The organism is Dokdonia sp. MED134 (assembly GCF_000152925.2).
Lineage (GTDB): Bacteria > Bacteroidota > Bacteroidia > Flavobacteriales > Flavobacteriaceae > Dokdonia.
Window position 1 is genome coordinate 1,784,061 of the sequence record NZ_CP009301.1, and the last position, 25,412, is coordinate 1,809,472.

Sequence of the window (25,412 nt, forward strand, 5' to 3'; positions counted from 1 at the left end):
TAAGTGAAGGCATTAATCTACTATACCCATCTTTTTAAGAAGAAAGCTTGCATTCATATTTTGACAAATGCCTTCCTTAAAAGTGTAATCAAAAAATAGCTCGTCATCTATAATTTGTGCATCAAAGTAATAGTTCTTTACCTCAGCAAGATCGTTTGCGGCCTCACAAAGACTTAAGTCGTGTGTAGCTATGATACCCGTTACTCCATTACCTACCAGTTTGTCTATAAACTTACGGGAGCCAGTAGCTTTATCTGTACTATTTGTTCCTTTTAGAATTTCATCTAGTATGATAAAATAGCGCTCGTTTACAATCTCATCTACTATAAACTTAAGGCGCTTGAGCTCACTAAAGAAGTAACTCTCATCATCTGTAAGGCTATCTGTGGTGCGCATACTGGTAATGAGTTTTATGGGTTTATAAACTGCCTCACTGGCACAAACAGGTAAGCCTATGTTGCTCATTACAATTTGTAAAGCGACGGTGCGTAAAAAAGTACTTTTACCAGCCATATTTGCTCCTGTAACTATAAAAAACTCATCATCTTTTATAGTAATGTCATTAGTCACAGCAATAGCAGGATCTAGCAGCGGGTGTGCCGCTCCTTTTACACGTAAGGTTTCTCCAACTGCTACAATTTCTGGAAAGACGTGATGACTATGATTAAAGGTATAATTACCCAAGCTATTGTAAGCATCAAAAAATGATATCACCTCAAACCAGTCATTTACCGCCTCTCGATTTGTAGTAATCCAGTCTTCTATCTTGTACACAACACCTATATCACGCAGAAAAAACCCATTAGTTATAAGTCCTACTAATATGTTATTACGTTGATCTAGGGCATCAAGGTGTCTTGAGAATTTTTTTAAAATACTAGAACTTGCTTGTGCTTCTGTAATGACTTTTTCTCTTTTATTATTAAGAAGTGTACTCGTAAACTCTTGAGCTTCTATCTCTGCAAGTAAACTTGCATATTGAGTAAATGTAGTCTGTATAGCACTTGTATGCGCCGATAGTAACCCTATGTTTTTTACATATCGCCCACTTATTAATAAACCAATACCAAAAATGACAAACACCCACCAGCCGGCAATAAACCCTAAAAAATAAGCTCCAACTACTGCCAGTGAAATTACAGAAAAGACCTTTGTAAAAACTTTCATCATACTAGGCACAAAAGTGGTATACTCTTGTAACCAGCTTACAACAGCCTGTGCAGAGACATCTGTTTTTACAAGCGATGCAATAGCTCCATATCTAAGTCTCCAGGTGGCAAGTGTACTAAGCTCCTTTACAGCTTCTTGCTTCTTTTTAATATCTAGTGTATCATTAGAGAGCATCATCTCTGCAAGTCTTGCAGCGCCGCTCTGTAGCGCTGTACGATTAAAGTATTGATAAAAAGATCCACGGCCAAAAAGGTCTATATCTTGACTATATAAATGCTCCGGATTATGAAACTCACTCCCATCTGGTAAATCTGTAAAATCTCGTTCTAATACTTTAAGCTCTACTTCACTACGCGCTATTAGTGCTTTAAGGAGATCTCGCTCGTGCTGTAACTTACTATGACGCCCCACTAGTATTACAAATGCAACAATACCCAATACTATACAACCTATAAGCAATTGTGTATTACCTAGACTAAAGTATATACCAGCTCCAGTAGCGATAAAAACGGCAAGACGCACAGTACTTGACACATTGAGTTTTGTCTTGACTTTAGATAATTCTTGACTGTGTTGTGTTATTTGATCCTTATAAAAGGTAGTAGGTGTATTCATATTATAGCGCCTTTAACTCGGCTTGAAGTTTTTTTGTCATTTTTGAAACCACTAGGTTATATGAGTGGTCTGTAAGCTCAATAAGTAACGAGACGGGTAGCGATTCTAGTACGCAGGTGTTCCAGTGTGTTTTGTTCATATGCCAGCCAGGAGTAATGGCGCCGTCGTGCATCTCACGCAGTTCTACAGCGCGATCTGGGTCGCATTTAAGGTTTACAGCTAGAGGCACGCGCTCTAGTCCACACACGGCAAACATCTTACCCATTACTTTAAAAACGAGCGTATCTGCATCAAAGGGAAACGCTTCTGTTACGCCCTTTTTACTCATACAATATTCTCTAAAGGCCTCTATATTCATCGCTTTTTGATATATGCGATTTTACGCTCTGCACTTGTGAGCGGTTCAAACCAAGTTTCCATAAATTCAAAATCGGCTGGTGAGACGTCAAATTGATATGTCGTCCCTTTTTCTAGATTGCGATGCGTCACGCGCTGCTGTCTAACTTCTTTATCTATGTCTAAAAAGTGTAACTGGAAAGGGATTTGTTGCGCTTTCGCGAAAGCGTAAAAACGTGCTCTCCTTTCTGCTTTTGCAAATCCTAAATCTAGTATAGCTGGCGTACCTGCCTCGTGTAACTGGATGATAAGTGACTGTATCATCTCATCGCTGCGGTTAATACGTTCTAAAAACCAGTCTACACCATCTGTCTCTTTCTTGTCATCTAGAAAGAGCGTCTTGTTCCAATAATCTATAGAGAATATGACACCTTTTACCTCTTTTTTAAGAGCGAGGGCATAGGTGGTTTTACCCGCACCAGTGTTACCTGTAATGAGATGTATCACTAGGCTTCTATTTTAGGTTTACTCGTTGTAGTGTCAGATATTTCTAGTGATGAGTAGTCTAGTTTCCATCCTATGGTTTCTACCAGCTTTTGCATTAATTGCACCGTCTCAAGTGCTTGAGATTTTGCCTCTTCATACAAGCCGCTTTGTGGTATTTTGTCACGTATGTGCTGCTTTGCTTCTCTATTAATCTCGGTAAGATCTGTACTAGTAAAAGGGTTTGCCCAGCCTTCTTTCTTGTCATAATACTTAAAATCTGTCTCTACAGATAGTAACTCAGGATCTGGAAAGCCAAAGAGTTTTATGGTTCTATTCTTATCATCTGCCTCCATCTTTATTTTAGTAAGATCAAAACCTATGTGCGCCTTTGCATCTATGAGTACAATAGCTTTTTTTGACCCTAGCAAGAGGTTCATCCATTTATTTTTGAGGCCCTCGTAGTGATATATTTCGGCAAAATCGCCTTCTACGGTTATGAACTTACATACCGTGCGTATGCGCTCCATAAGCACTACAGATTGTGCGTGGGCATCTGGTGTTTTTGATTTGCCAGAAAACCAGTTGTATATAAAATATGAGAGTACCGCTCCTATTGCGAGCCCTATAAATACTAATTCCATAAAGTAAAGATACTAAAAGCCCCCTTAGACCTGTATACATAAAAATGCCAGCTACCCTAGATAGTATACTGGCATTATCTTAATTATGATATGGGAGGTGAATTGTTACTTACTTTCTGACTTAAAGCTTTGTATGGCCGCATTAGGCTCCATAATCGTGTACCCTTTCCAGAAATTAGGATCATAGTTAGGTAAGTAGGTCGCTTCTAGCTCTTCACTCTCTGTTACATTTTTATAAGCTGGCTCGTCTATTACAACAGAGTTAAACACGACAAGCTCTTTTTTTGAGTAACTCGTAGTTGCAAACTCTATCTCCATTGCAACTTCATTTTGTTTTCTTCGGCCTGCTACGTTTTTATTTTTTTCGATGATTTTAAGTGGTCTATCTATGCCTACTTTATCACCATCTTCTAGCTCCATATATCGCAGTGAGTAGCCTCCATTTTCGTCTTTTGCATAGATGCTCTTGCCTCTATACAAGTGCTTTTTATAGCTTATCCCGAACATCCCAAAGCTAGAGAGCTTACGTACATTCTCATACTCTAGGCGCATTACCGCATAGTCTTCTGTATTAATGTACAGGGTGCCTTTAAAATCTTTTCTTCCCTTAGGTTCAAAATCTATCACATAAACAATAGCATCTCCTATAGATGTAAATTCTCTTTTTGTAAAACGGTAACGGTTGGACTTTGTTAAAAAATCTAGCTTTGTGTCCTCTTTATAAAACATCGCTTCAAAAAGATCAGAAAGATCAGACTTTATACTCGCTGTGATGGCCTGTTCTTTATCATTTTCTTCTTGCTCTGTATCTACCTCGATTTTGAGTCCGCCGTTTGAGCTCCCCATCTTTGTAGAGTCGTCTACTTCTATGGTTGTGCCTATAATTCCAGATTTTATTTTAAAATATGAATCTGCTTTTACATTCTTCTCAACAATCTCTTCCAGTCTTTTACCAAAACTCTCTACACCTACATCCTTCTTACTTTTATCATAGAGCTTTGCCGCTTTATCAATAACAAGTTTTTGTTTGTTGTAGTTGCCAGCAAGCGTACCTACAGACTCGCTGTAATAATCACTTTTCTTTTCGACCGCTCCCACCAGGCTGTCCATAAATGCTTGATTAAACTCTGGGATGGTTGTCTTTTCTACCTCAACATCCATTTTATCCATAGTATTAGACGCAGATTGTCTAAAAAATATTTTTTTCTCAGTAAGTGTGTTGGGATAATTTGTGGCAATATTTTCTTTTACACGCGCTATAATATCTTCTACCTCTAGCGGATTATTGGTAAGAAAAACGTTTTCTAGCTCGTTAGTCTTTACCTTTAATTTAATAATTGTATCTCCTACTTTTTTAGGTAAAATAGCCACCTCCTCATATCCCATAGAAGAGATATATACGGAGTCTTTAAGACTTGCTAGTTTACGTTCTCCTATGGTAAAGATGCCTTCCTCATTTGTAATGGTACCAGTGTTTTTAGACAGCTTTACGGTGGCAAACGGGATAGGTTCATTAGTACGCGCGTCGTGTACTGTTGCATTAAATGATTGTGCAACTGCTGCAGCTGCATATGTACCTATAAGGAGTGTTAAGATAAATTTTATAAGTGCCGTCATAAGATTGCTATTTTATATATAGACGCAACAAAAATTAAAATGGTTGCCTAGGTTTTTATAAAGACGCAACAAAAGCCTATTTGTTACCTAAACAATTAACTATCAACAAAAAAAACATCCCGTAGGATGTTTTTTTATTCTTCTTCACTCTCTTTAAGAGCTTTCATTTTTTCTTTGGCAACTTTAAGTCGCTCTTGGCTCGCTTCTCTTTTTTCGCGCTCTTTCTTTTTCTTGCGATCCATAAGTTTAGAATGCTTTGCCTTATTCTTTGTGTTTTTTGGTGTTCCTCTTTTTGCCATACTGCAAATATACTATAGGTTATGTATTTGCCTCTTTAAAAGCTTCTTGCATTTCTACAAATGCAGCCACAGGGTTTTGTGCATTCCATATACCTCCCAGAGCGCCTACTCCTTTAAAGCCAAGTGCCACTGCCTCTGGCGTGGTTACGGCATTAATACCTCCCATCCCTACAATAAACTTCTCGCTAGCTCGCACATTAAACCCACGACCTTGCATATCACTTTTTGAAATAGCGGCAAAAACGGGACTTAGAATTGTGTAATCAAAAGTTACAGACTGAGCTTCTAGATCTTCTAACTCGTGGTATGATGATGATACTTTTTTATTCGCTTTCGCGAAAGCGGAAACATACCCTTCTAACCGAGTTTCTTGAGCTCTCCACTTTGCTTCTTCAAGATGCACACCACGCAAGTCAAACTTCTTACAAAGCTCCTCGTGATAGTTATGAGTCATTATACGGTTGTGATACTGAGCGTCTACTCGATTGAGGTATGTAATATGTTCATCAAGGCTTGCTTCAGGTTTTCTAAAATGATAATGTGCTAAACCTGCTTCAAATAAATGATGAAGCGTCTCTACCTCATCTGGGGTGGTTTGCTCTGGAGAAATTAATAAAATCATATTATGATTTTTTAATGATATCAACCAGCGCCGTCTTGTCTAGTACACCAGACTGTCTCCAGACCTGTTTTCCATTTTTGTACAATATCATTGTAGGCACCCCGCGCACTTGATACTTTGCTGCCAGCGGTTGGTTTTTATCTACATCAATCTTTACAATTTTCACACCATCTCCTAGGGTGTCTTTTACTTGTTCTAAAATAGGTCCAAGCGTTTTACACGGCCCACACCAAGTAGCAAAAAAGTCTACTAGTACAGGAGTCTCAGAATTTATGATATCAGAAAATGAAGATTTCATAGCAAATGTTTTTAGTAGTACAAAGTTAATCTATCTTACTACAACCACACTCACTTAACCACTTTTACACTTATTAACAAGTAGAGGTTAAAGAGTTTTAAAAGTATGGCAAGCACTATTTTATGAATGTATCTTGAGGTAAACAAAAAATAAGAATTATGAGCAATACAACACCTAATCCCGAGAAAACTAGTAAAAAAGAACAAGCTATTAATCTAGAAGCTACTCACGGCAAAACAATAAATCATCAAGTAAAAGATAAAAAAGAGTACGTACAACCTAGAGATAACCTCAATGATAACAACTAGAATTTATAAAAAGTCCTAAGTGCAACTACTTAGGGCTTTTTTTATAGTAATGCATTATCCTTTATAGTCGCTACAACTTCTGGATTAAGCAGGGTGCTTATATCTCCTAGCTGCTCGCTCTCGCCACTAGCAATCTTACGGAGTATTCTTCTCATAATTTTACCAGACCTTGTTTTTGGCAATCCTGGTGTAAATTGAATTTTATCCAGTTTTGCAATAGGGCCTATACGTTCTGTTATAAGCTGGTTAATCTCCTTACGCACGTTATCTTGATCTCTACTCTCTCCTGTTTCTTTAAGAATCACATACCCGTATAAGGCATTACCCTTTACATCGTGAGGAAAACCTACGATGGCACTCTCTGCAACGGCTGGGTGCTCATTTACGGCATCTTCTATAGGTGCGGTTCCTAGGTTATGTCCAGAGACAATAATAACATCATCTACACGACCAGTTATTCTATAATAACCTGTTGCATCTCTTAGGGCGCCATCACCCGTAAAATACCTGTTCTCATAGGCGGTAAAATAAGTTTCTTTATATCGCTGGTGATTACCCCATATAGTGCGCGCCATCCCTGGCCAAGGAAACTTAATAGTAAGACGGCCGTCTACTTGATTGCCTTTGATTTCAGCGCCATTTTCATCCATAAGTGATGGTTGTATCCCTGGTAATGGTAATGTTGCAAAGGTTGGTATAGTAGGTGTAGCATATGGAATAGGACTTATCATAATGCCTCCAGTTTCGGTTTGCCACCAGGTGTCTGCTATTGGGATTCCTTTTTTACCTATATTTTCATCATACCAGTGCCACGCTTCTTCATTAATAGGTTCTCCTACGGTTCCTAAAATTTTAATACTTGATAAGTCATACTTAGTAACATTATCAAGACTCTCTTTGGCCAGCGCACGTATAGCCGTAGGTGCTGTATAAAATTGTGTGACTTTATGTTTTTCTACAATTTGCCAGAATCTACCCCAATCTGGATAGGTGGGTACACCCTCAAACATTACTGTAGTTGCCCCATTTGCCAGTGGCCCATAAATGATATAGCTATGACCCGTAATCCAACCTATATCTGCCGTACACCAGTATACATCTCCTTGTCTATATTGAAAAACGTTCTTAAACGTATATGCGCTATATACCATATATCCCGCTGTGGTGTGCACCATCCCTTTAGGCTTACCTGTAGATCCAGATGTATAAAGTATAAAGAGAGGATCTTCGGCATTCATTAGGACCGCATCACAAGTTGCACTTGCTTTTTCTAGTAAGGGCTGTAACCAGTGATCACGGCCTTCTTTCATTGCGACTTCTGTATGTATTCTTTTTACAACGAGCACACTGTCTACACAAGGTGTTTCTGCAAGTGCTTCATCTACGATACCTTTTAAATCTATGGTTTTCTTACCTCGATAAGAGCCATCACTCGTGATTACTAGCTTACAGGAAGCATCATTTATGCGTGTACTAAGTGCTGTACTAGAAAAACCAGCAAACACTACAGAGTGTACCGCACCTATACGAGCACAGGCGAGTACGGCTATAGAGAGTTCTGGTATCATAGGTAGATATATACATACACGATCACCTTTCTCAATGCCCTGATCTTTTAACACGTTTGCAAATTTGCACACGCGCTCGTGCAGTTGTTTATAAGTAATGTGTTGTGCTTGCTCATCTACATCATTAGGCTCAAAAATGATAGCCGTTTGATCTGCCTTAGTATACAGGTGCCTATCTATACAGTTTTCTGTGATGTTGAGCTGCGCCCCTTTAAACCACTTTACCTCTGGTTTTGTAAAATCCCACTGCAGTACAGTATCCCACTTTTTTCTCCAAACAAAGTTCTCTTCGGCTATTTCTTCCCAAAATTTTTCAGGCGTATTTACAGACTTTCGGTAGACTTGAAAATACTCTTCTAAGCCCTTAATGTGATAGTTACTCATAAGCTTTCTAATTACAGATAAAAGATATGGAGGAATTATTTAATAGAAAAAGATATAAGTACGCTTTCGCGAAAGCGTAATCTCTATACACACAACACTATAATGGAACAGGATTTACGTCTCAATATCCTAAAGCACCCGTCAATGAATAAGTTATTGGTATTGAAATACTTACTAAAAATCACAAAAAAATAAAAAATCGCAAATTTTATCGATAAAATGTATTATTTTCAAGATATAAATCACAAAATCAATTAATTACGTCTATTTTGAGTATAAAAAATTGATAAGAGCTACTTTAATGGTCCCAAATCATATACTATGGTAAGACAAAGCGTTTTATTTTTATTCTTTTTTTTAATCCTACAGTCAGCCGTTTCTTATAGCCAAGAAAAATTTTCTCAAGAAGATATTTTAATGCTTCAAGAAAAAGAGCTTACAAAAGATGAAATTAACTCATATCTACCTCTCATATTAGAACTATTTAATGAGTCTAGTTATGAAAAAATCATTGAGGTTTCACCCTATCTTATAGAAAACGCACAACGTCTCGAAGAGCAAGCTCTTGCGGCTAGACTACGAAGCGCTTTAGGTAACGCCTTTATACAAGTAGACAATATACACGGAGCAGAAGAGCTATTTACAAAGAGTCTTGAGGAGCGCAGGCAAGCTAGTGACACCTTTGGAATGGTGAGTGCTTATATCAATCTGGGTAATACTTTTTTTGAGCAAGAACCGCAAAAGGCTATTGAGTATTTTGAAAAGTCACTAGAACTTAGTCAAGGGGTTGCAGACAATACGGTAGCATATTTTGTAGCCTATAATAACCTAGCCGAACTATATGTTACTATAAACAAGCCAGATAGAGCGCAACCGTATCTAAACAAGGCAAAAGACCTGCTCGAGCTTCACGATTTTAACGGCAGAAAACAAAATTTTGAGAGTACCGTTTACTATGTACAAGGTGCCATACACCTATTACAAGATAAACCACGAGAAGCTATTACTGCGATAAAAAAATCTATGGAAATAGGTGGTGAGAAGCAAGATGATAATTACAAGATTAATAACTATAAAAATTTAATGCAGGCTTATGAATCTTTAGGGATGTACAGAGAGATTAATGAGGTGCGTAAAGTTTATGATGCTCTCGTTGAAAAACGATATGAGTCCAATAAAATTAAACAAGAAAAAAATGCTACTTCGCGTTTTAATCTCAACAAATACAAACAAGAACTTAGAGCATCTAAGTTAGAAAATGATCTAGCGGCACAAACGGCTCAACAAAACAATTTGCTCCTTAAAACCACACTAACTATAGGGGCTATTCTACTCATACTAATAGGCTCACTTTTATATGGTAGATCAAAAAGAAATAAGCTTTTACAAAATTTGAGAGCAAAAAACAGACAGTATCTTGAAGCAAAAAAGAGATCCCAAAAGCTAGCAAGTAGCAATACTAAATTTCTATCTACAATAAGCCACGAGTTAAGAACACCCCTGTATGGAATCATTGGTCTATCCTCTGTTTTTTTAGAAGATCCTGCGCTTAAATCGCATAATGACGACCTCAAATCATTAAAATTTTCGGCAGATTATTTACTGGCTTTGGTAAATGACATACTGAGTTTAAATAAATATGGCTCTAAGGAAGGGGAGCGCCTACAGATGTCAAATTTTAGCCTAGATAGATTAATACATCACATAGGGCAAAACCTAGAATTTATTAATAAGAAGAATAACAATAGTTTTCATAGCATTATCGATCCAGAGATTCCTAACACATTGTATGGAGATAAAACCAAGATATCACAAGTGCTTATGAACTTAATGAGTAATGCTAGTAAATTTACAGAAGATGGCAGCATTACCATAAAGGCAACTCTTAAAAAACAAGTAGGCAAAGTAAACAGCATACTGTTTGAAGTAAAAGATACCGGTCAAGGTATACCAGAAGAAGAACAGGCAAATATCTTTAATGAATTTGCCCAAGCAGAAAACTTAACTACTCAAGACGGAACAGGCTTAGGGTTACCCATTGTAAATAAGATTTTAAAAATACTGGGGAGTAAACTCTCATTAGAAAGTAGCCCTAACAAGGGTTCAAACTTTTACTTTGAAATAGATCTCGAAACCGGGAGTGAAGAACACGTAGAAGCTCCATTTGAAATATCTGGTTATGATAAGCTTAAGGGTAAAAAAATACTGATCGTAGATGATAATAAAATCAATCAAGTAGTTACCAAAAAAGTTCTCGAGCAATATGGTATTGAAAACAATACCGCTAGTAACGGCCTAGAAGCTGTATCTATGGTACAAGAAAACACGTATGACTTTATCCTTATGGATATTAATATGCCCGTGATGAATGGTATAGATGCGAGCGTCGCCATAAGAGAATTTAATACTACAACTCCTATTATAGCATTAACTGCGACAAACTATAATAATGAAAGTAATGAGCTGGGCAAACACGGTATAGATGATAGTATTTTAAAACCTTATAAGACAGAAAAGCTTCTTGCTTTATTATTGCATCACCTATCATAGCATACTTGTAAAGTATATAAAACAGACTTAATAATTCACCTAAACAACTGATTTTAAATTATTTGTATTAAAATTTCATAAATAATTTATTCATTTACAAATACTTACAATCATTTACAAACGACTATAAACGTAAGTAAGCGTTTACATTTCGTATGGAGATTCTTTTATGGTTCATATTTGCACTGTTCACAAGAACGATGATTTTCTTGGGAGTGACTCAAGAAAGAACTGAAACTAATTTGGCAGGCTTAACCTGCTCAAGAAAACAATTTTATTATGAATGCATTACGCAACAAAGTACAGCTTATTGGACGTTTAGGTCAAGATCCACAAATCACAACTTTCCCAGACGGAAACAAAATTGCCAACTTCTCTATGGCTACAGATGATTCTTATAAAGACAAGAATGGACAAAAGATAGAGCGCGCTTACTGGCACAACATCGTAGTACGAGGTGGCCTTGTAAAAGTAGTAGAGAGCTATGTGCAAAAAGGACAAGAAATCGCCATAGAAGGAAAACTTACTAACCGCTCTTGGGAAGATAAAGATGGTATAAAAAGGTACACAACAGAGATTGTGTGCAATGAGTTATTAATGCTTAGTAAGAATAACTAGTAGCTTATCACCTAGCTTACAGTCAGATATATGCGTCATCAATTTTATTTATATGTCTGGCTGTAACTTAAGTCTCCATTATAAAATAGGGGTATTAAAATCATACATTGAGTACCTTTGTCGCAATGACAAATTCTGCACTACCCACACAACAAGATTTACATAAATTACTCAAAACTCACTTTGGTTATGATGGCTTTAGACCTAACCAGCAAGAGATTATTGAGTCCATTTGTAATGGGCAAGATGCACTAGTCATAATGCCTACGGGTGGTGGTAAGTCTATGTGTTTTCAACTGCCAGCACTGGCGCTTGACGGGGTTGCTCTTGTGATCTCACCGCTTATTGCTTTAATGAAAGATCAGGTAGATGCTTTGCGAGCAAATGGTATTAAGGCAGCCTATTATAACAGCACACAACCACCAGAAGAAACACAAAAGGTACTGTCAGACCTACAGCACAATGCGCTAGATCTTATTTATGTGGCTCCAGAGAGTTTGCAACTATTAGACCCCGTACTTTCTACAATAAAGATATCACTCATTGCCATAGATGAGGCTCACTGTATCTCATCTTGGGGACACGATTTTAGACCCGCTTACACACAATTAGGTTATTTAAAAAGACGTTACCCAGAAACACCACTTGTAGCACTCACAGCAACTGCAGATAGGTCTACGCAAGATGACATTGCACAACAACTTAGTATCCCACAAGCAAAAAAATACATCTCCTCTTTTGACAGACCAAACCTCTATCTGGACGTACGACCAGGTCAAAAAAGAAACGAGCAAATACTAGACTTTCTAGAAGATCACCCTTTTGAGAGTGGAATCATTTACTGTCTATCAAGAAAAAGCACAGAAAATCTCGCGGCCAAACTTAAGAGCAACGGGCACAACGCTGCCGCCTACCACGCAGGTATGAGTGCAGAGCAACGCTCAAAAGTGCAAGAAGATTTTATAAACGATACCACACCTATAATTTGTGCCACTATTGCCTTTGGGATGGGTATTGACAAGAGTAACGTGCGCTGGGTGATACACTATAATATGCCTAAAAATCTTGAAGGATATTATCAAGAAATAGGTAGAGCAGGTCGTGATGGTTTACCCTCACACACCGTTCTTTTTTACAGCTATGCAGACACGATGCAGCTACGCCAGTTTATAGATGGAGCAAAAAATGCCGACTACCAGATGGCTAAGCTTGACCGTATGCAGCAATATGCAGAGGCACTAAGCTGTAGGCGTAAGGTTCTCATAAATTACTTTGGCGAGTTTTTATCGCAAGACTGTGGCAACTGTGACATTTGTAAAAATGCACCCGCATATTTTGACGGCACCGTACTTACTCAAAAAGTACTTTCCGGGGTGGCGCGTATGCAACAAAAGGAAGCAATGGGTACCGTGATAGACGTTTTACGAGGTTCTCAAAACGCACAGGTTTATGACAAAGGGTATCAGAATATAAAAACGTACGGCGCTGCAAAGGATGTCTCTTGGCGAGATCTTCAGCAGTATGTGATACAAATGATTAATCAAGGGTTGTTAGAAATACGCTTTCGCGAAAGCGGAAGACTTCTCCTCACACCGCTTTCTAAAGAAGTTTTATACGACGGTAAAAAGATACAACTTGCAAAACCTAGTAAGGAAAAAGCCAAACCGATTACTAAAGAACGTAAGCCTAAAAAACCAAAAGGTTCTCTTTTTGAAAAACTACGAGAGCTAAGAGCTGAACTAGCTAGAGAGGCAAATGTTGCGGCTTATATTGTATTCTCAGATGCGTCTCTTAAAGATATGGAAGACCAAGAGCCTGTGACTCAAAAACAGTTTTTAGACATACAAGGTGTAGGGCAAGCCAAAATGGAAAAATATGGCGCCGACTTTTTAAAACTCATCAAAGAACACCTCAAAAAACCAAAACCTAAAAGCGGTAGCAAAACGTATCTTGAGACTAAAAACCTCATCCAGCAAGGCCTCTCACTTGAAGAAATTGCAGAGACTCGCAAACTCACCATAGGCTCTGTGTACAATCACCTCATAAAGCTGCACGAAGAAGGAATGGAGATAGATTTTTACCAGTTTATACAGCCCGTAGAGGTCAAGCAAGTACACGACGCCATCTTAAAAGTAGCAGATCCAGATAAGCTCAAATCTTTTTATGAATACTTCAAGGAGGAGATGCCGTACTGGAAAATAAGACTTGCGCTATTTTTAAAGGGTAGGTAGTTTTCTTTTTTACCTATTTTTAGGGCTATGAAAGAATTTACGCTTTCGCGAAAAATAGGTTTTATTACAGGCCCGTTACTTTGCATTCTCATACTGGCATTACCTTTTGATATTATCAACCCAGCGATAGATAAAGTGGTTGCCATTGCCGTATGGATGATTATCTGGTGGATTACAGAAGCGGTTTCTATTTCTGTAACCGCGTTAATCCCGTTAGCACTATTTCCACTACTTGGTATAGGTACTATAAAAGAAGTTGCAAGCAACTATGCACACCCTATTGTGTATCTGTTTTTTGGTGGATTTGTCATCGCGCTAGCACTAGAAAAAGTACAACTACACAAGCGTATTGCGTTATCAATTCTTAAAATTACGGGCACAAAGGCAAACGGTATCATCTTAGGTTTTATGATTGCCACTGGCCTTATGAGTATGTGGATTTCAAACACAGCAAGTACGGTCGTGATGCTCCCCATAGCTGTATCTGTTATACAGCTTCTCATAGATGACGAAGATGGATTTACAAAAAACGACCGCAACTTTGCGCTTAGTATTATGCTAGGTATCGCCTTTGGCGCAAATATAGGTGGGATGGCGACCTTGATAGGCACACCGCCTAACTCTGTAATGCTTGCTTTTTTAAATGAAAGTTATAATGTAGATATCGGCTTTTTTCAATGGATGAAAATGGGTGTTCCCTTTTCTATCTTATTGATGACTATTACCTACTTTATGATTACCCGCGTCTTTTATCGCAACGGGCTAGGCACCATAGGGAAGTCTGCAAATATTATACAAACCGAACTCGATAAACTAGGTCCTATCTCAAAGGGTGAGAAAGTAGTATTAGCCATATTCCTCATTACAGCAATCTCCTGGATGTTGCGCTCGTATTTAAACAACCTGCTACCAGATATTACCCTTACAGATACGACCATTTCTGTCATTGCCGCGCTATTTATGTTTATAGTACCTATTCATTACAAGAAAGGTTCTTTTCCGCTCAGTTGGGAAGATACCTCGCGATTACCCTGGGGGATTCTCATTCTCTTTGGCGGTGGTCTTGCACTTGCCTCTGGACTAGCGCAATCTGGCTTTATAGATATGATAGGAGATTACATCTCACAGCAAGAAGACTGGAGTATGTGGGTGGTGACTGCCGTGCTTATTTTCTTAATGCTTTTTATGACCGAGTTAATGAGTAATGTGGCACTCGTGACCATACTCGTACCTCTTGTGGTAAGTATTGCCATCGGGATGGATGTGCCTATGCTACAAATGGTCATTCCCGTAACCCTTGCTTCTAGTTGTGCTTTTATGCTCCCTATGGCTACACCGCCTAATGCGATTGTATTTGCTAGTGGTCACGTGCGCGTAGACCAGATGGCACGTGTGGGTGTGGTTTTAAATCTCATCTCTGTAGGGTTGCTGTTTGCACTGGCGTATTATGTGATACCGGTATTGTTTTAAAGTTACGCTTTCGCGAAAGCGTACTCGTATCATAGCTCCGTAGGTTGAATACCACTTACACGTATGCCGAGATCTGTGAGTGTTTTGGTTTTCTTTTCATTACCAGTAATCATCGTGATGGAATTTACCTCTAGATGTTTCAAAATCTTTGCTGCTGCCGAAAAGTCTCTATTGTCTTTATGGAAACCTACGGCCTCGTACGCATCTGCCTGCGGCATACCTTCTTTTTTGAGTGGTAAGGTATTGAGGAGTGCATAATGACCATTTCCTTTTCCCTCTTGCTCTAGCCAGATTACAATGCCCTTTCCTGCTCGTTCTATAAGTTGCTGTGATATTTCCATTTGCTCACGACAATCACACTCTATACTATTAAAATGGTGAGCAAAAATGCACGAGGAATGCACCCTACAGAGCACATCTTCTTCTCCCGAAATATCTCCCATCACTAGCGCGTGAGACTCCTTAATACCGTCATAAAAGAGTATCTCTTTATAGATACCATATTTGGTTTTAATAGTTCCGTCGGCGAGTTGTACAATCATTGTGTTATGGTATTTACTAGTTTACTTTTTTACCATTTTGATAAATAACTCCTTACCTGCACGAGCAGCTACTGAGTTATAGGCAGTCTCCATTTTTTGAATGTCAAAGTGTTCTGAAAACAAGCTTTCATATTCTGTAGTGCTTCCTCCGTATGGTGGTCCTTTCTCAGTAAGAGGAAAGTTAAAAAGTAAGCCTACAAGCTTTCCTTTAGCCTTAAGCAATGTATGCATATGTGCAACATAAGCAGGTCTCAAATCTGGCTGCAATGCGCAGAAAAACGTTTGCTCTATGATTACATCAAACTGACCGTCATACGTAAAGAAATCTTCTTGTATAAGTTGCAAACTAGGAAAATCTGGCACTCGCTGTTTCAAATTTTCTAATGCAAGTTGAGAAAAGTCTACTACATACACATTTTTAAACCCCTGCTCCCAGCAATACTGAGCCTCATAGCTATAACCGCCACCAGGGATTAAAATTTTAAGCTCCTTATTTTCTAATTGATCGAGGTATGCTTTGATAGGTGGAGAGACCTCTTTTAAGTCCCAACCTGTACTTCCCTCAGCATAGCGATTATTCCAATAGGTTGACGTGAGTTCCATCATTTAGGCTTTAGTTTTAAAACAACATCTAGTGCATAGCAATTTAAGTAAATTACTGGTAGCAGGTTTTAAATGTAGTTTGTGTTGCTTGTGGTTACGCTTTCGCGAAAGCGTAAAAAAACCCTAATTATATACCGTAGGGTATTGTGAAGTAAAAGGTGGTCCCTTTACCAAGCTCTGAGTCTAGCCAAATGCTTCCCTTATGGATACTTACAATCTTTTTACAGTGTGCAAGACCAATACCGGTTCCCTCATACTCATCATTGGTATGTAATCGCTGAAAGATGGAGAAAATGCGATCTTGATGTGCTTGATGTATACCGATACCATTATCTGAAAAAGAAAACTGCCACATACCTTGTGATGGGTTATCTACATTACTCACTTTTGTTGTGCTTATATTGAGAATGGGGCGCCTGTCTTCTGGGCAAAACTTGAGTGCATTTGTAATTAAGTTTTGAAACAACAAGCGTAGCTCCACTTCAGAGCCAGACACCACTGGCAGTTGTGTGTAATTTATAGTGGCACCTGTGCGTGATACAAGTGATGTAATGTCTTTCTCTAAATCTTGTAATACTTTATGTGTGTCAACCTGAGTAAAAATTCTTGTTTTACCTATTCTAGAATACTCAAGAAGCATATTTATAAGCTTAGCCATACGATCGCTTGCTTCTTCTATAAATTCTAGACTTTGCATTCCCACCTCATCAAACTGTTCTCCATAATCTCCTCTTATGAGGCCTATAAAGCTAGAAATAGTATTAAGTGGCTCTTGTAAGTCGTGACTAGCGATATATGCAAACTGCTCTAGGTCTTCATTTTTTTGACTCAATTCTTCTTTTTGCTCAAGTATGGTTGCATTTTGAATAGTGAGTTGCTCTATAAGTTTCTTTTTTGTGCGATAATTCTTGTATAGTACAAAACCGGCAATAAGAAATAATAGCGCTATACCTGTAAGTAACCAGTTTACAGTAGCTCTTAGGTCTAACTCTGAAGACTGCTCGAGCAGCACCTTTTTTTGATCACTTATACTTACTTTTTGCACCTCAATACTGTCTTGCCTAAGCTTGATTTCTCTCTTGCTATTTTGTAAAACAACTTCTTGCTTATCTAGTTCTCTTAATTGATTTTTGATTTTGATCTCAAGCTGCTGTGCAATCTCCCTTTTATCTTCTATAGTTTTCTTTTGTAGTTTATCTACTTCTCTCAACTCTTGTATAGAGTTGTCTTTATACTTTACAATTTCTTGTATGGTATCTATAATTTCGTTTTGACTTAACAACTCACGTTCTTGACGATTAATTACCTCATCCTTTTCTTTTGCATTTGCAAGAACCGTCTGGAGAGAATCTTGCGCCTCTTCAAAAAGTGCTTGCCATTTTTTTGAATTTGCAATTGCATATGACTGTAGTGACGGGGCTACCTTAAAGCTATTTTGGCTTAATAAGCCTTGATTAATCTGGTGTCTAAAAGTTTCTCCTACCCGCACTATGTTAACCATTGAGGAATTAAATAGGTAGTCTTCTGCAATAACTAGCACTCCCTTATTCTCTAGGGATTGTAAGACATACGGCATCTGGTAATTGTACTTTCTATTTACATAAAGTACATCTACATCTTGAATATCTTTTATGGATAAAAAGTTTACTACAGCAACCTGTCTGTCTTGTACTCTTCTTTGTTGAGCCATTGCTCTGAGGTCAATAAGCGTTCTGTCTGGGCCCAGCACGCCTATTACAAACTGCTCTTCTAGCGGTTCTGGCCAGCTTACTTGCTGCGCTATATTAAAGATATAAATAGCTCTTTGTACTCTCGAGACTTGGCTGGGTTGTTGCTGTGCATTTAGAATAATAGATACCCCTATAAAGAGGTAGGTAATAACTATTTTAAAAAATGAAACCGACCTCATCATATACCTATTACAGCTTCACAGCGACTTTAATAAAATAATTTGCTCCCTGAACACCAAACTGACCTACCCTCCTACTATAAATAAAGTTGCCATTACTTGTATTTGAAGAATGGGTATGCTTATCTGGATACACATTTAAGATGTTATTTCCTCCTATCGCTGCTCTTACTCTAGAGCTGAACTGATAATCTATAGAAAGGTCTGTAATAATCTTTGGTGAGAATTTTTGATCTCTTGACTCTATATTGCCAGTAAACTCATTGAGAACCCAATTATTTGAGTTGCCATCTTCTGGATGGAAATACGTTACTGGCCCAAACAATGTGTTATTAAGTTGAACACGGAGTTTTTGAACGTCATAAAAATTTCTAAAACTAAGTTTATAACCCGGTTGTCCTTTTTCAAGGCGTCCTATTTCTTCTCTATTAAAAATAACCTCTTCTGCCCCCTCAAAAGCTTCTGGAACTCTAATATCGCTTCCCACCTTAGTTTTATTAATGTTGAAACCTAAGTAGCTTTCTATATTTCCAGTTCCCAATGATTTTTTAAATACTACAGAAGCATCAAAACCTGAAGTCTTTGTGTCTATAGCATTTGTAAAGAACTGCGCCGCTCCCACTCCAAAAGGGTCTAATATACTTTCATACCCATCTGCAATTCTACCAGAGAGAACAATTCTATCTTGTATAGAAATATAATAGTAGTCTAGCGAGACAGATAAGTAATCATTAATCTTACTACTTAAGCCTGCGCTATAGTGGTTAGAGAGTTCGGGCCTTAACTTATCTACATTAAAAGCCTGTGCGGTAAGGGCACTCTCATTATTAAATGTACCCACTTGTACAATATCTCCATCTATAAATTGTGTGCTTATATTCTGAAAAAAAACTTGATGTAATGAGGGTGCTCTAAAGCCTGTTGCGATGCCTCCTCTTATACTGGTATTTTCATATATCTTGTAACGTGAGGCGAGTTTCCAGATAATTTGATTCCCGAAGTTATTATAATTTTCATTTCTCGCTGCTCCTTGTACTAGCCATTGGTCTGTAACATTTGCCTCTACATCTACATAAAAAGAGCTATTTGTTCTAAACTTATTAAGCTCATTGTCTGGCTGTATACCAGGAAAAACTTGAGCTCCAGCAATTCTAGGTACTTCTTCTCCATTTTCATTTATAAAGACACTTCCTCCATCTATATAAGAGGCTTCTTCTCCTGCGCCTATCTGATAATTTTCTACTCTAAGCTCACCTCCAAAAGAAAAATTAAGCCCAGAACGCCATTCAAAAGACTTAGATAGATCTAGATTTGATGTGTTTTGACTATATAAAAACCCTCCAGCATAAAAAGTTGTAGGTGAAGCCACACCCATAGATGCATTGTTAGAATTATTAACCGTATAATCGAGAGAATTTGTACCTATAGAATGGCTAAAGTCTATAGTCCACTCACGTTTTACCCCTTTTATGCCTAGCGTAACCGCATCATCTTGAATATCTGTAAGAATTTGAGGCGAAAATCCATTAGGAAATAAATCTGTTATCACACGGTCCTGATCTTTTGGAAATCTATAAAAACCAGCACTCTTTCCTTCTCTATAATTTCTACCACCATTAAGATAAACCTTCGCACTATCTGAGACTTTAATCTCGCCGTTAAAATGAATTGCGAGATTTTGAGTCTCAGCATTTCCTATTTGCATAACCCTTCTGTCTGAGTAACCTGTTTGAGTATAAAAATCATTTTCCTCAATGAGACTAGCGTCTTCTTCTGCGTTATCTACATAAACACTGCCTGTATAATTACCAGCTCGGTTTGTTGCCTCCCTCTTTCTGTACTCTCCGGTTAGATTTAAAAATCCTTCTTTGCCTATTTTCATCCCAAAATTTGCTCCCGCAAACTGAGTAAGACCATCACCCTCTTGATTAATTTTTACTAAATTATCAAGTGTGATTGCATTGGTCTGTTTCTTTAATACGATATTGATTACACCAGCAATAGCATCAGATCCATACTGAGAAGTTGCCCCATCTCTTAAAATCTCTATTCTTTCAATAGCGCTTACTGGTATCGCATTAAAATCTGTTCCTACAGCTCCTCTACCTATTGTGCCGTTTACATTAAGTAATGAGCTATTATGCCTTCTCTTACCATTAATTAATACAAGTACTTGATCTGTACCTAAACCACGAAGTGTTGCAGGGTCTATATGATCTGTACCATCTGCTATGGTTTGATGTGTTGAATAAAATGAAGGAGCGAGATAATGAAGGATCTGGCTAAGCTCTATTTGCGGAGAATTAGAAATTTGCTGTGGCGAAATAATATCTACAGAGGCTGTGTTTTGAAACGAAGAGACTGGGTCTGATCTAGTACCAAGAGAAATAGGCTCATCTGCCGAAAAACCAGTTTCTAGTTTAAAATTAATCTCCTTAATATCCCCCGCTTTTAAAACGACGGTGTTGTACTGTACATTATACATTACAAAACTCGCAGATAAGACATACTCTCCCTCATCTACTTCAAAACTAAAGGCTCCATCTATATCTGTTTGTGTTGATTTATTATAGCCCTCTATTGAGACTAATGCTCCAGGAAGCACGCCATAATTATCTGTAACTACACCAACAATTTTTGCTCTAGTTTGACTATAACTTACTGTTGAAATTATAAAGAAAAGAAATAGTAAGGACTTAGTATACTTAGGCATTATAGCTATAACATTACACATTATTTAAACTAAGATCATTTGATCGATTACCTCTTTAAGCATCTCTGGTGAAAGCATTTTTTTCTTTACCCCTTTTACAAATGGGTAAGTCGCAAGTTTATCTTGTTCTGCCTGTCTGGGCATCGTTGCAAGAAGTAATATAATAGGGATATTATGATTTGCTCGCTGCTGGTAGTGTTCTAAAAATTCCCAGCCATTCATTACTGGCATATTAATATCCAAAAAAATAATATCGGCTAGGTAACCAGCATCTAAAGCTTCAATAGCTTCAAGCCCATTTCTCGCTACTTCAATAGAAGAAAATTTACCAGATCTTTCTAATACAACTTTGTTAAAATAGGATACAGGTTTACTGTCATCAATCAATAAGGCTTTATACTCCAAGTTGTGCTATTTATTATTTGCGAGCCTTAGGGAAGCGTCATTTACGGTTTCTAAAACACCATCTAGTATGCTGAATGAAAGCGGCTTATTTATAAAGTCGAGAACTTCATAATTTACTATAGATTTTTTTACGTGTTCTGGGTTTGAAGAGCTAGAAAGGATAATCACTTGTATGTCACTTCTAAAATCTTCATTAAAAAGTTCATAGTGGTCTAAAAACTCCCAGCCATTCATAGCTGGCATATTAATATCTAGAAAAATGATGTCTGGTTTTATCTCATCGCCAGATAGCACTTGTTCTAAAAATAACAGCCCGTCTTTTCCGCTTTGCACTGTTTTAATGTGCTCAAATCCCGAGTGGCCTACGACTACTCGCTTATTAAAGAAATTTACAGCCTTATCGTCATCTATCAAGAGGACTCTCTTCATTATTGAATATTCTAGGGGTTGGGTATAAAGCAAATATCAAAAAAACATTACTCCTAATACAACATAACTGTTAAAAATGAAAAATTATCGATATAACAGCTTTTATGACAGACAAACAACACACTCAATGCTAAGTCATTGTATTGTGTTAGCGATATTTTAAGATTTAGTATGCAATACCAAAGAATAAGTCAAGAAGTCCTACTATTTTAAAACGCTCATTGCACGCTCATTTTTTTCATCTATCCAAGCCTGTCCTTTTCGGCGTCTCATAAAGTTATCATAGTGACGCATATAGAACACATTATACAACGCTTTCCTGAGGTTAGACATTTTTCGCGGAAGCGCCCGTAAACTCATACTAAATCCAGGAGTTTCATATTTCATATAATGCCAGTATCCTTCTGGCATATACAGTGTCTCGCCGTGATTAAGATGGCAAATGAAACCTTTTGCCTTTTTGAGATTTGGAAACTTATCATAATCTGGATCATCAAAGTTGATATCCTCGCGGGTGATGAGGGAGTAAGGTACTTTGTAAAGATGTGGCGTCTCACTAGGAGGAAATAACACACATTGCTTTTTACCCTCAAAGTGAAAGTGTAAAATATTTGCCCAGTCTATGTCGTGATGCATAAAGACTTTGCTCCCCTCTCCTCCAAAAAACAGCATAGGTATTTGCTTGAGTAACCTTAAACCTATTTTTGGAAACTTAAAATCATCTTTTAATGAAGGAACTTCTTTCATTAAGTTATATAGAAAAATGCGATAGTTAGTAGGCTGCTTTTTGAGTAAGTCTACATAGGCACGCATACTCATTGTAGCGTGCGCTTGATTAAAACCCTCGTCGTGCTTTACGGGTCTATCATCATAGAGCGGCACCTCCTTATCTCCAGCTATATCTTTTATATAGGCTAGGTTCCATTTATCATAAGCCTTCCAGTCATCTATAAGGTGCTCTATAACCACGGGTTTTTGCGGCTTTACGTAATCACGTAAAAATTCCTTTTTGGTTATAGTATGTACTCTTGTGATTTCTTGTAACTGCATATAAGATGACCTTAAATTATGTAAAGCTATAGTACCACAAAACACTAACTCCCAGAAGGGAGTTAGTGTTTTGTGATATACTCTCGCGTATATCTACGATATTACTTCAAATATGGTTCTGCCTACTTAAGCGCTTTTCCGGCAAGTTTTGCCTCTTCGTTGCGCTCTATTTTGTGTCCTGGGCGTGACCATTTTGGTTTTTCTCCAAGTGATTCAAACTTAGAATCTACTGCTTCTACAGACTCTGGCTGTGCTTTTTTAACAAAAGGCTTTTGAGGAGTAAGACCTAATAAATCAAACATTTTCATATCCTCATTTACATCTGGATTAGGTGTAGTAAGTAGTTTATCACCAGCAAAGATGGAGTTTGCTCCTGCAAAGAAGCACATAGCTTGTCCTTCTCTACTCATCTCTGTTCTTCCTGCAGATAGTCTAACCTGCGTTTGTGGCAATACTATTCTTGTCGTTGCAACCATACGTATCATCTCCCAGATAGATATAGGATCTATATCTTCCATAGGTGTACCTGGTACTGCCACTAGTGCATTAATAGGTGTAGACTCTGGCTGTGGGTCAAGCTTTGCAAGTGCTGCAAGCATTCCTGCTCTATCTTCTACAGCTTCTCCCATACCTATGATTCCTCCAGAACATACGGTCACATTAGTTTTACGCACGTTAGAAATCGTATCTAGACGATCTTCAAAAGCTCTCGTAGAAATGACATCTTTATAATAATCTTCTGAGGTATCAAGGTTGTGATTGTATGCATATAATCCAGCCTCTGCTAGACGCTCTGCTTGATTTTCTGTCACCATACCTAAGGTACAGCACACTTCCATATCTAGCTTGTTTATGGTACGCACCATCTCTAGTACGTTATCAAATTCTGGTCCGTCTTTTACATTACGCCAGGCTGCTCCCATACATACGCGTGAGCTTCCAGACGCCTTTGCTCGTAAAGCCTGTGCTTTTACTTGTTGTACAGACATAAGGTCATTACCTTCTATATCTGTATGGTATCTTGCCGCTTGCGGGCAGTACCCACAGTCTTCTGGACATCCACCAGTTTTTATAGATAAAAGGGTAGAAACTTGTACCGTATTTGGATCGTGATGCTCGCGATGGGTAGTTGCCGCTTCATATAAAAGCGTCATCATAGGTTTATTATAAATAGCGAGTATTTCCTCTTTGGTCCAGTTGTGTCTTATTTCTGTCATAACGTAAAAATATGAAATAGTCTTAAGCAAGTAAATGGCTATTACTAAGTTTTTAAAAAAATGTAGCCAGTACTGGTATAATTTTATGTGTTAAAAGTTCTTTTGGTACGCTTTCGCGAAAGCGTAATACCACCCTAAGCTTTCTCTACGATAATACTCACGGCATTACCTCCAAAACCTACAGCGTTTACAAGAATCTTGTTAAGAGCTTGATCTTTTGTTTTATCCTTGAGGTATGGTACACCTATAAAACGTTGCTCTTGCAACATATTTATAGCGAGCTCTAAACTTAACAGACCACTTGCACCAAAGGTGTGGCCTATTTTCCACTTGTTTGTAGTGAGCATAGGTAGCTCTTCACCAAAAACGGCTTTTACAGCGCCCATCTCAGAGGTATCGCCCTTAAGTGTACCTGGTGCGTGCATTACAATAGCATCTATCTCAGAAAGATCTGTTTTGCCCAGTGCCATTTTCATAGATTTCTGGAAGCAAAGCCCCTCGTCAGATATAGATACTGCGTGATCTAGCATCTCTGTAGCATATCCCACTGCAGTTACATATGCAAGTGCGTTTTTCTTTTTTCCTAACTCAAGACAAGCTACTGCTGCAGCTTCTCCTAGCACCATTGTGTTTTTCTTTTTAAAGAGGTTAAGCGCCATATTAGGATATGCACTCGTACCCTCTTCTGTAGGTGTGAGTTTCATTGCTCTTATTTGTGCAATGGTAAACGGTGTAAGTGCGGCCTCAGAACCTCCTACTAAGAATTTTTTTGCCATTCCAGATTGTAACCACGCTACGCCATTTAATAAAGCGTGTAAAGCAGTACTACACGTTATAGAGTGCGATATGTCTGGTCCAGTAGATTTTAAATCGTTTGCTAGCCAAGATGAAATATTACCTAGCGTAGTAGATGGTGATGCCTGTGTAGGAACGATGTTTCGTTCTTTATACGTTTCAAAAAACTTTTCAAAAAGTTGTGTTGCACCTCTTGAAGAACCTACGTTTATACCAAAATCTCCATCTTTCCACCCTGCTTGCGCTACAGCAATTCTACCTGCATAAAGAGCATATAGTACAGATGGATCAATTCTTAAATAGTTTTTATCTTCTCGACGTATAGCCTGAATAGCTTTTTGGCCCTCTGGTGTTAACCTTGCAGTAAATGCTTCTAGCTCTTCTTCCCAAGCAATTTTTGTAGTTGTTTCTTGGTATGCGTTCCACTGCTCTTCAGCATTTGAACCTAATGGAGAGATAGAACCTAGACCGGTTATAGCTATAGGAGTTTTCAAAGTATAAGTTTGTTTAAAATTGGATTTACAAAAGTACAATTT

The 25,412-nt window shown here is 38.0% G+C and carries 23 protein-coding genes; 5 read left to right on the forward strand and 18 right to left on the reverse strand.

Annotated elements, in window-relative coordinates; translation table 11 throughout:
- Window positions 1-12: 12 nt before the first annotated feature.
- The 8 genes from MED134_RS07820 to trxA all read right to left on the reverse strand — a co-directional run bounded on the left by MED134_RS07820 (window position 13) and on the right by trxA (window position 6,084).
- Window positions 13-1,785 (reverse strand): MutS-related protein, encoded by a 1,773-nt coding sequence (locus MED134_RS07820; protein WP_038597663.1) that lies wholly within the window; start codon window positions 1,783-1,785, stop codon window positions 13-15.
- Window position 1,786: 1 nt separating this feature from the next.
- On the reverse strand, window positions 1,787-2,143 hold the full coding sequence (locus MED134_RS07825; RefSeq protein WP_035325865.1) for an MmcQ/YjbR family DNA-binding protein: 357 nt from the start codon (window positions 2,141-2,143) through the stop codon (window positions 1,787-1,789).
- The gene (locus tag MED134_RS07830) at window positions 2,140-2,628 is read right to left on the reverse strand and encodes an AAA family ATPase (protein WP_038597666.1); all 489 of its coding nucleotides are present in this window, start codon (window positions 2,626-2,628) and stop codon (window positions 2,140-2,142) included. Before MED134_RS07830 ends, MED134_RS07825 begins: the two co-directional genes overlap by 4 nt.
- Window positions 2,628-3,248, reverse strand: a complete 621-nt coding sequence (locus MED134_RS07835; protein WP_038597668.1) for a DUF4230 domain-containing protein — start codon at window positions 3,246-3,248, stop codon at window positions 2,628-2,630. The genes MED134_RS07830 and MED134_RS07835 overlap by 1 nt, the downstream gene beginning before the upstream one ends.
- 105 nt (window positions 3,249-3,353) lie before the next feature.
- Window positions 3,354-4,865, reverse strand: coding sequence for a carboxypeptidase-like regulatory domain-containing protein (locus MED134_RS07840; RefSeq protein WP_038597671.1), 1,512 nt, complete (start codon window positions 4,863-4,865; stop codon window positions 3,354-3,356).
- 134 nt (window positions 4,866-4,999) lie between these two features.
- Window positions 5,000-5,164 carry a hypothetical protein gene (locus MED134_RS15325; RefSeq protein ID WP_193352747.1) on the reverse strand — a complete coding sequence of 55 codons (165 nt, stop codon included), beginning with the start codon at window positions 5,162-5,164 and terminating at the stop codon, window positions 5,000-5,002.
- A 19-nt stretch (window positions 5,165-5,183) separates the two neighbouring features.
- Window positions 5,184-5,786 carry a thiamine phosphate synthase gene (locus MED134_RS07845; RefSeq protein WP_038597674.1) on the reverse strand — a complete coding sequence of 201 codons (603 nt, stop codon included), beginning with the start codon at window positions 5,784-5,786 and terminating at the stop codon, window positions 5,184-5,186.
- A gap of 1 nt (window position 5,787) precedes the next feature.
- Window positions 5,788-6,084, reverse strand: a complete 297-nt coding sequence (gene trxA / locus MED134_RS07850) for a thioredoxin (RefSeq protein ID WP_038597677.1) — start codon at window positions 6,082-6,084, stop codon at window positions 5,788-5,790.
- 158 nt (window positions 6,085-6,242) lie between these two features.
- Here trxA and MED134_RS15330 point away from each other — a divergent pair, with 158 nt between their 5' ends.
- A complete protein-coding gene (locus tag MED134_RS15330; protein WP_193352748.1) occupies window positions 6,243-6,392 on the forward strand; it encodes a hypothetical protein in 150 nt (49 codons plus the stop codon).
- 41 nt (window positions 6,393-6,433) lie between these two features.
- Here MED134_RS15330 and acs read toward each other — a convergent pair whose 3' ends face one another.
- The gene (acs, locus tag MED134_RS07855) at window positions 6,434-8,344 is read right to left on the reverse strand and encodes an acetate--CoA ligase (RefSeq protein ID WP_038597680.1); all 1,911 of its coding nucleotides are present in this window, start codon (window positions 8,342-8,344) and stop codon (window positions 6,434-6,436) included.
- Window positions 8,345-8,761: 417 nt separating this feature from the next.
- Here acs and MED134_RS07860 point away from each other — a divergent pair, with 417 nt between their 5' ends.
- The 4 genes from MED134_RS07860 to MED134_RS07875 all read left to right on the forward strand — a co-directional run bounded on the left by MED134_RS07860 (window position 8,762) and on the right by MED134_RS07875 (window position 15,213).
- Window positions 8,762-10,894 carry a response regulator gene (locus tag MED134_RS07860; protein ID WP_158407704.1) on the forward strand — a complete coding sequence of 711 codons (2,133 nt, stop codon included), beginning with the start codon at window positions 8,762-8,764 and terminating at the stop codon, window positions 10,892-10,894.
- Window positions 10,895-11,173: 279 nt separating this feature from the next.
- A complete protein-coding gene (locus MED134_RS07865; RefSeq protein WP_035325876.1) occupies window positions 11,174-11,512 on the forward strand; it encodes a single-stranded DNA-binding protein in 339 nt (112 codons plus the stop codon).
- 125 nt (window positions 11,513-11,637) lie between these two features.
- A complete protein-coding gene (gene recQ, locus MED134_RS07870; protein WP_038597687.1) occupies window positions 11,638-13,743 on the forward strand; it encodes a DNA helicase RecQ in 2,106 nt (701 codons plus the stop codon).
- Window positions 13,744-13,770: 27 nt separating this feature from the next.
- Window positions 13,771-15,213, forward strand: a complete 1,443-nt coding sequence (locus MED134_RS07875; RefSeq protein ID WP_038597690.1) for an SLC13 family permease — start codon at window positions 13,771-13,773, stop codon at window positions 15,211-15,213.
- Between the two features lie 29 nt (window positions 15,214-15,242).
- On the opposite strand, the gene MED134_RS07880 is transcribed toward MED134_RS07875, so the two are convergent.
- The 9 genes from MED134_RS07880 to MED134_RS07920 all read right to left on the reverse strand — a co-directional run bounded on the left by MED134_RS07880 (window position 15,243) and on the right by MED134_RS07920 (window position 25,370).
- Complete coding sequence (locus MED134_RS07880) at window positions 15,243-15,755, reverse strand: GTP cyclohydrolase (RefSeq protein WP_038597693.1); 513 nt, start codon at window positions 15,753-15,755, stop codon at window positions 15,243-15,245.
- 21 nt (window positions 15,756-15,776) lie between these two features.
- Window positions 15,777-16,358, reverse strand: a complete 582-nt coding sequence (locus MED134_RS07885) for a methyltransferase domain-containing protein (RefSeq protein WP_038597697.1) — start codon at window positions 16,356-16,358, stop codon at window positions 15,777-15,779.
- Window positions 16,359-16,485: 127 nt separating this feature from the next.
- Window positions 16,486-18,270, reverse strand: coding sequence for a YfiR/HmsC family protein (locus MED134_RS14725; RefSeq protein WP_084811643.1), 1,785 nt, complete (start codon window positions 18,268-18,270; stop codon window positions 16,486-16,488).
- Between the two features lie 7 nt (window positions 18,271-18,277).
- Entirely contained in the window at window positions 18,278-21,001 is a 2,724-nt protein-coding gene (locus tag MED134_RS07895; RefSeq protein WP_237747090.1) for a TonB-dependent receptor domain-containing protein, read from the reverse strand.
- A gap of 3 nt (window positions 21,002-21,004) precedes the next feature.
- On the reverse strand, window positions 21,005-21,385 hold the full coding sequence (locus MED134_RS07900; protein WP_038597700.1) for a response regulator: 381 nt from the start codon (window positions 21,383-21,385) through the stop codon (window positions 21,005-21,007).
- A gap of 6 nt (window positions 21,386-21,391) precedes the next feature.
- Window positions 21,392-21,814: a response regulator gene (locus MED134_RS07905; RefSeq protein ID WP_052084167.1), complete on the reverse strand. Its 423-nt coding sequence runs from the start codon at window positions 21,812-21,814 to the stop codon at window positions 21,392-21,394.
- 204 nt (window positions 21,815-22,018) lie between these two features.
- Window positions 22,019-22,864: a cupin-like domain-containing protein gene (locus tag MED134_RS07910; protein WP_038601044.1), complete on the reverse strand. Its 846-nt coding sequence runs from the start codon at window positions 22,862-22,864 to the stop codon at window positions 22,019-22,021.
- Between the two features lie 122 nt (window positions 22,865-22,986).
- Window positions 22,987-24,081, reverse strand: a complete 1,095-nt coding sequence (gene bioB / locus MED134_RS07915) for a biotin synthase BioB (protein WP_035334803.1) — start codon at window positions 24,079-24,081, stop codon at window positions 22,987-22,989.
- A gap of 134 nt (window positions 24,082-24,215) precedes the next feature.
- Entirely contained in the window at window positions 24,216-25,370 is a 1,155-nt protein-coding gene (locus MED134_RS07920; RefSeq protein ID WP_035334804.1) for a beta-ketoacyl synthase N-terminal-like domain-containing protein, read from the reverse strand.
- Window positions 25,371-25,412 lie beyond the last annotated feature (42 nt).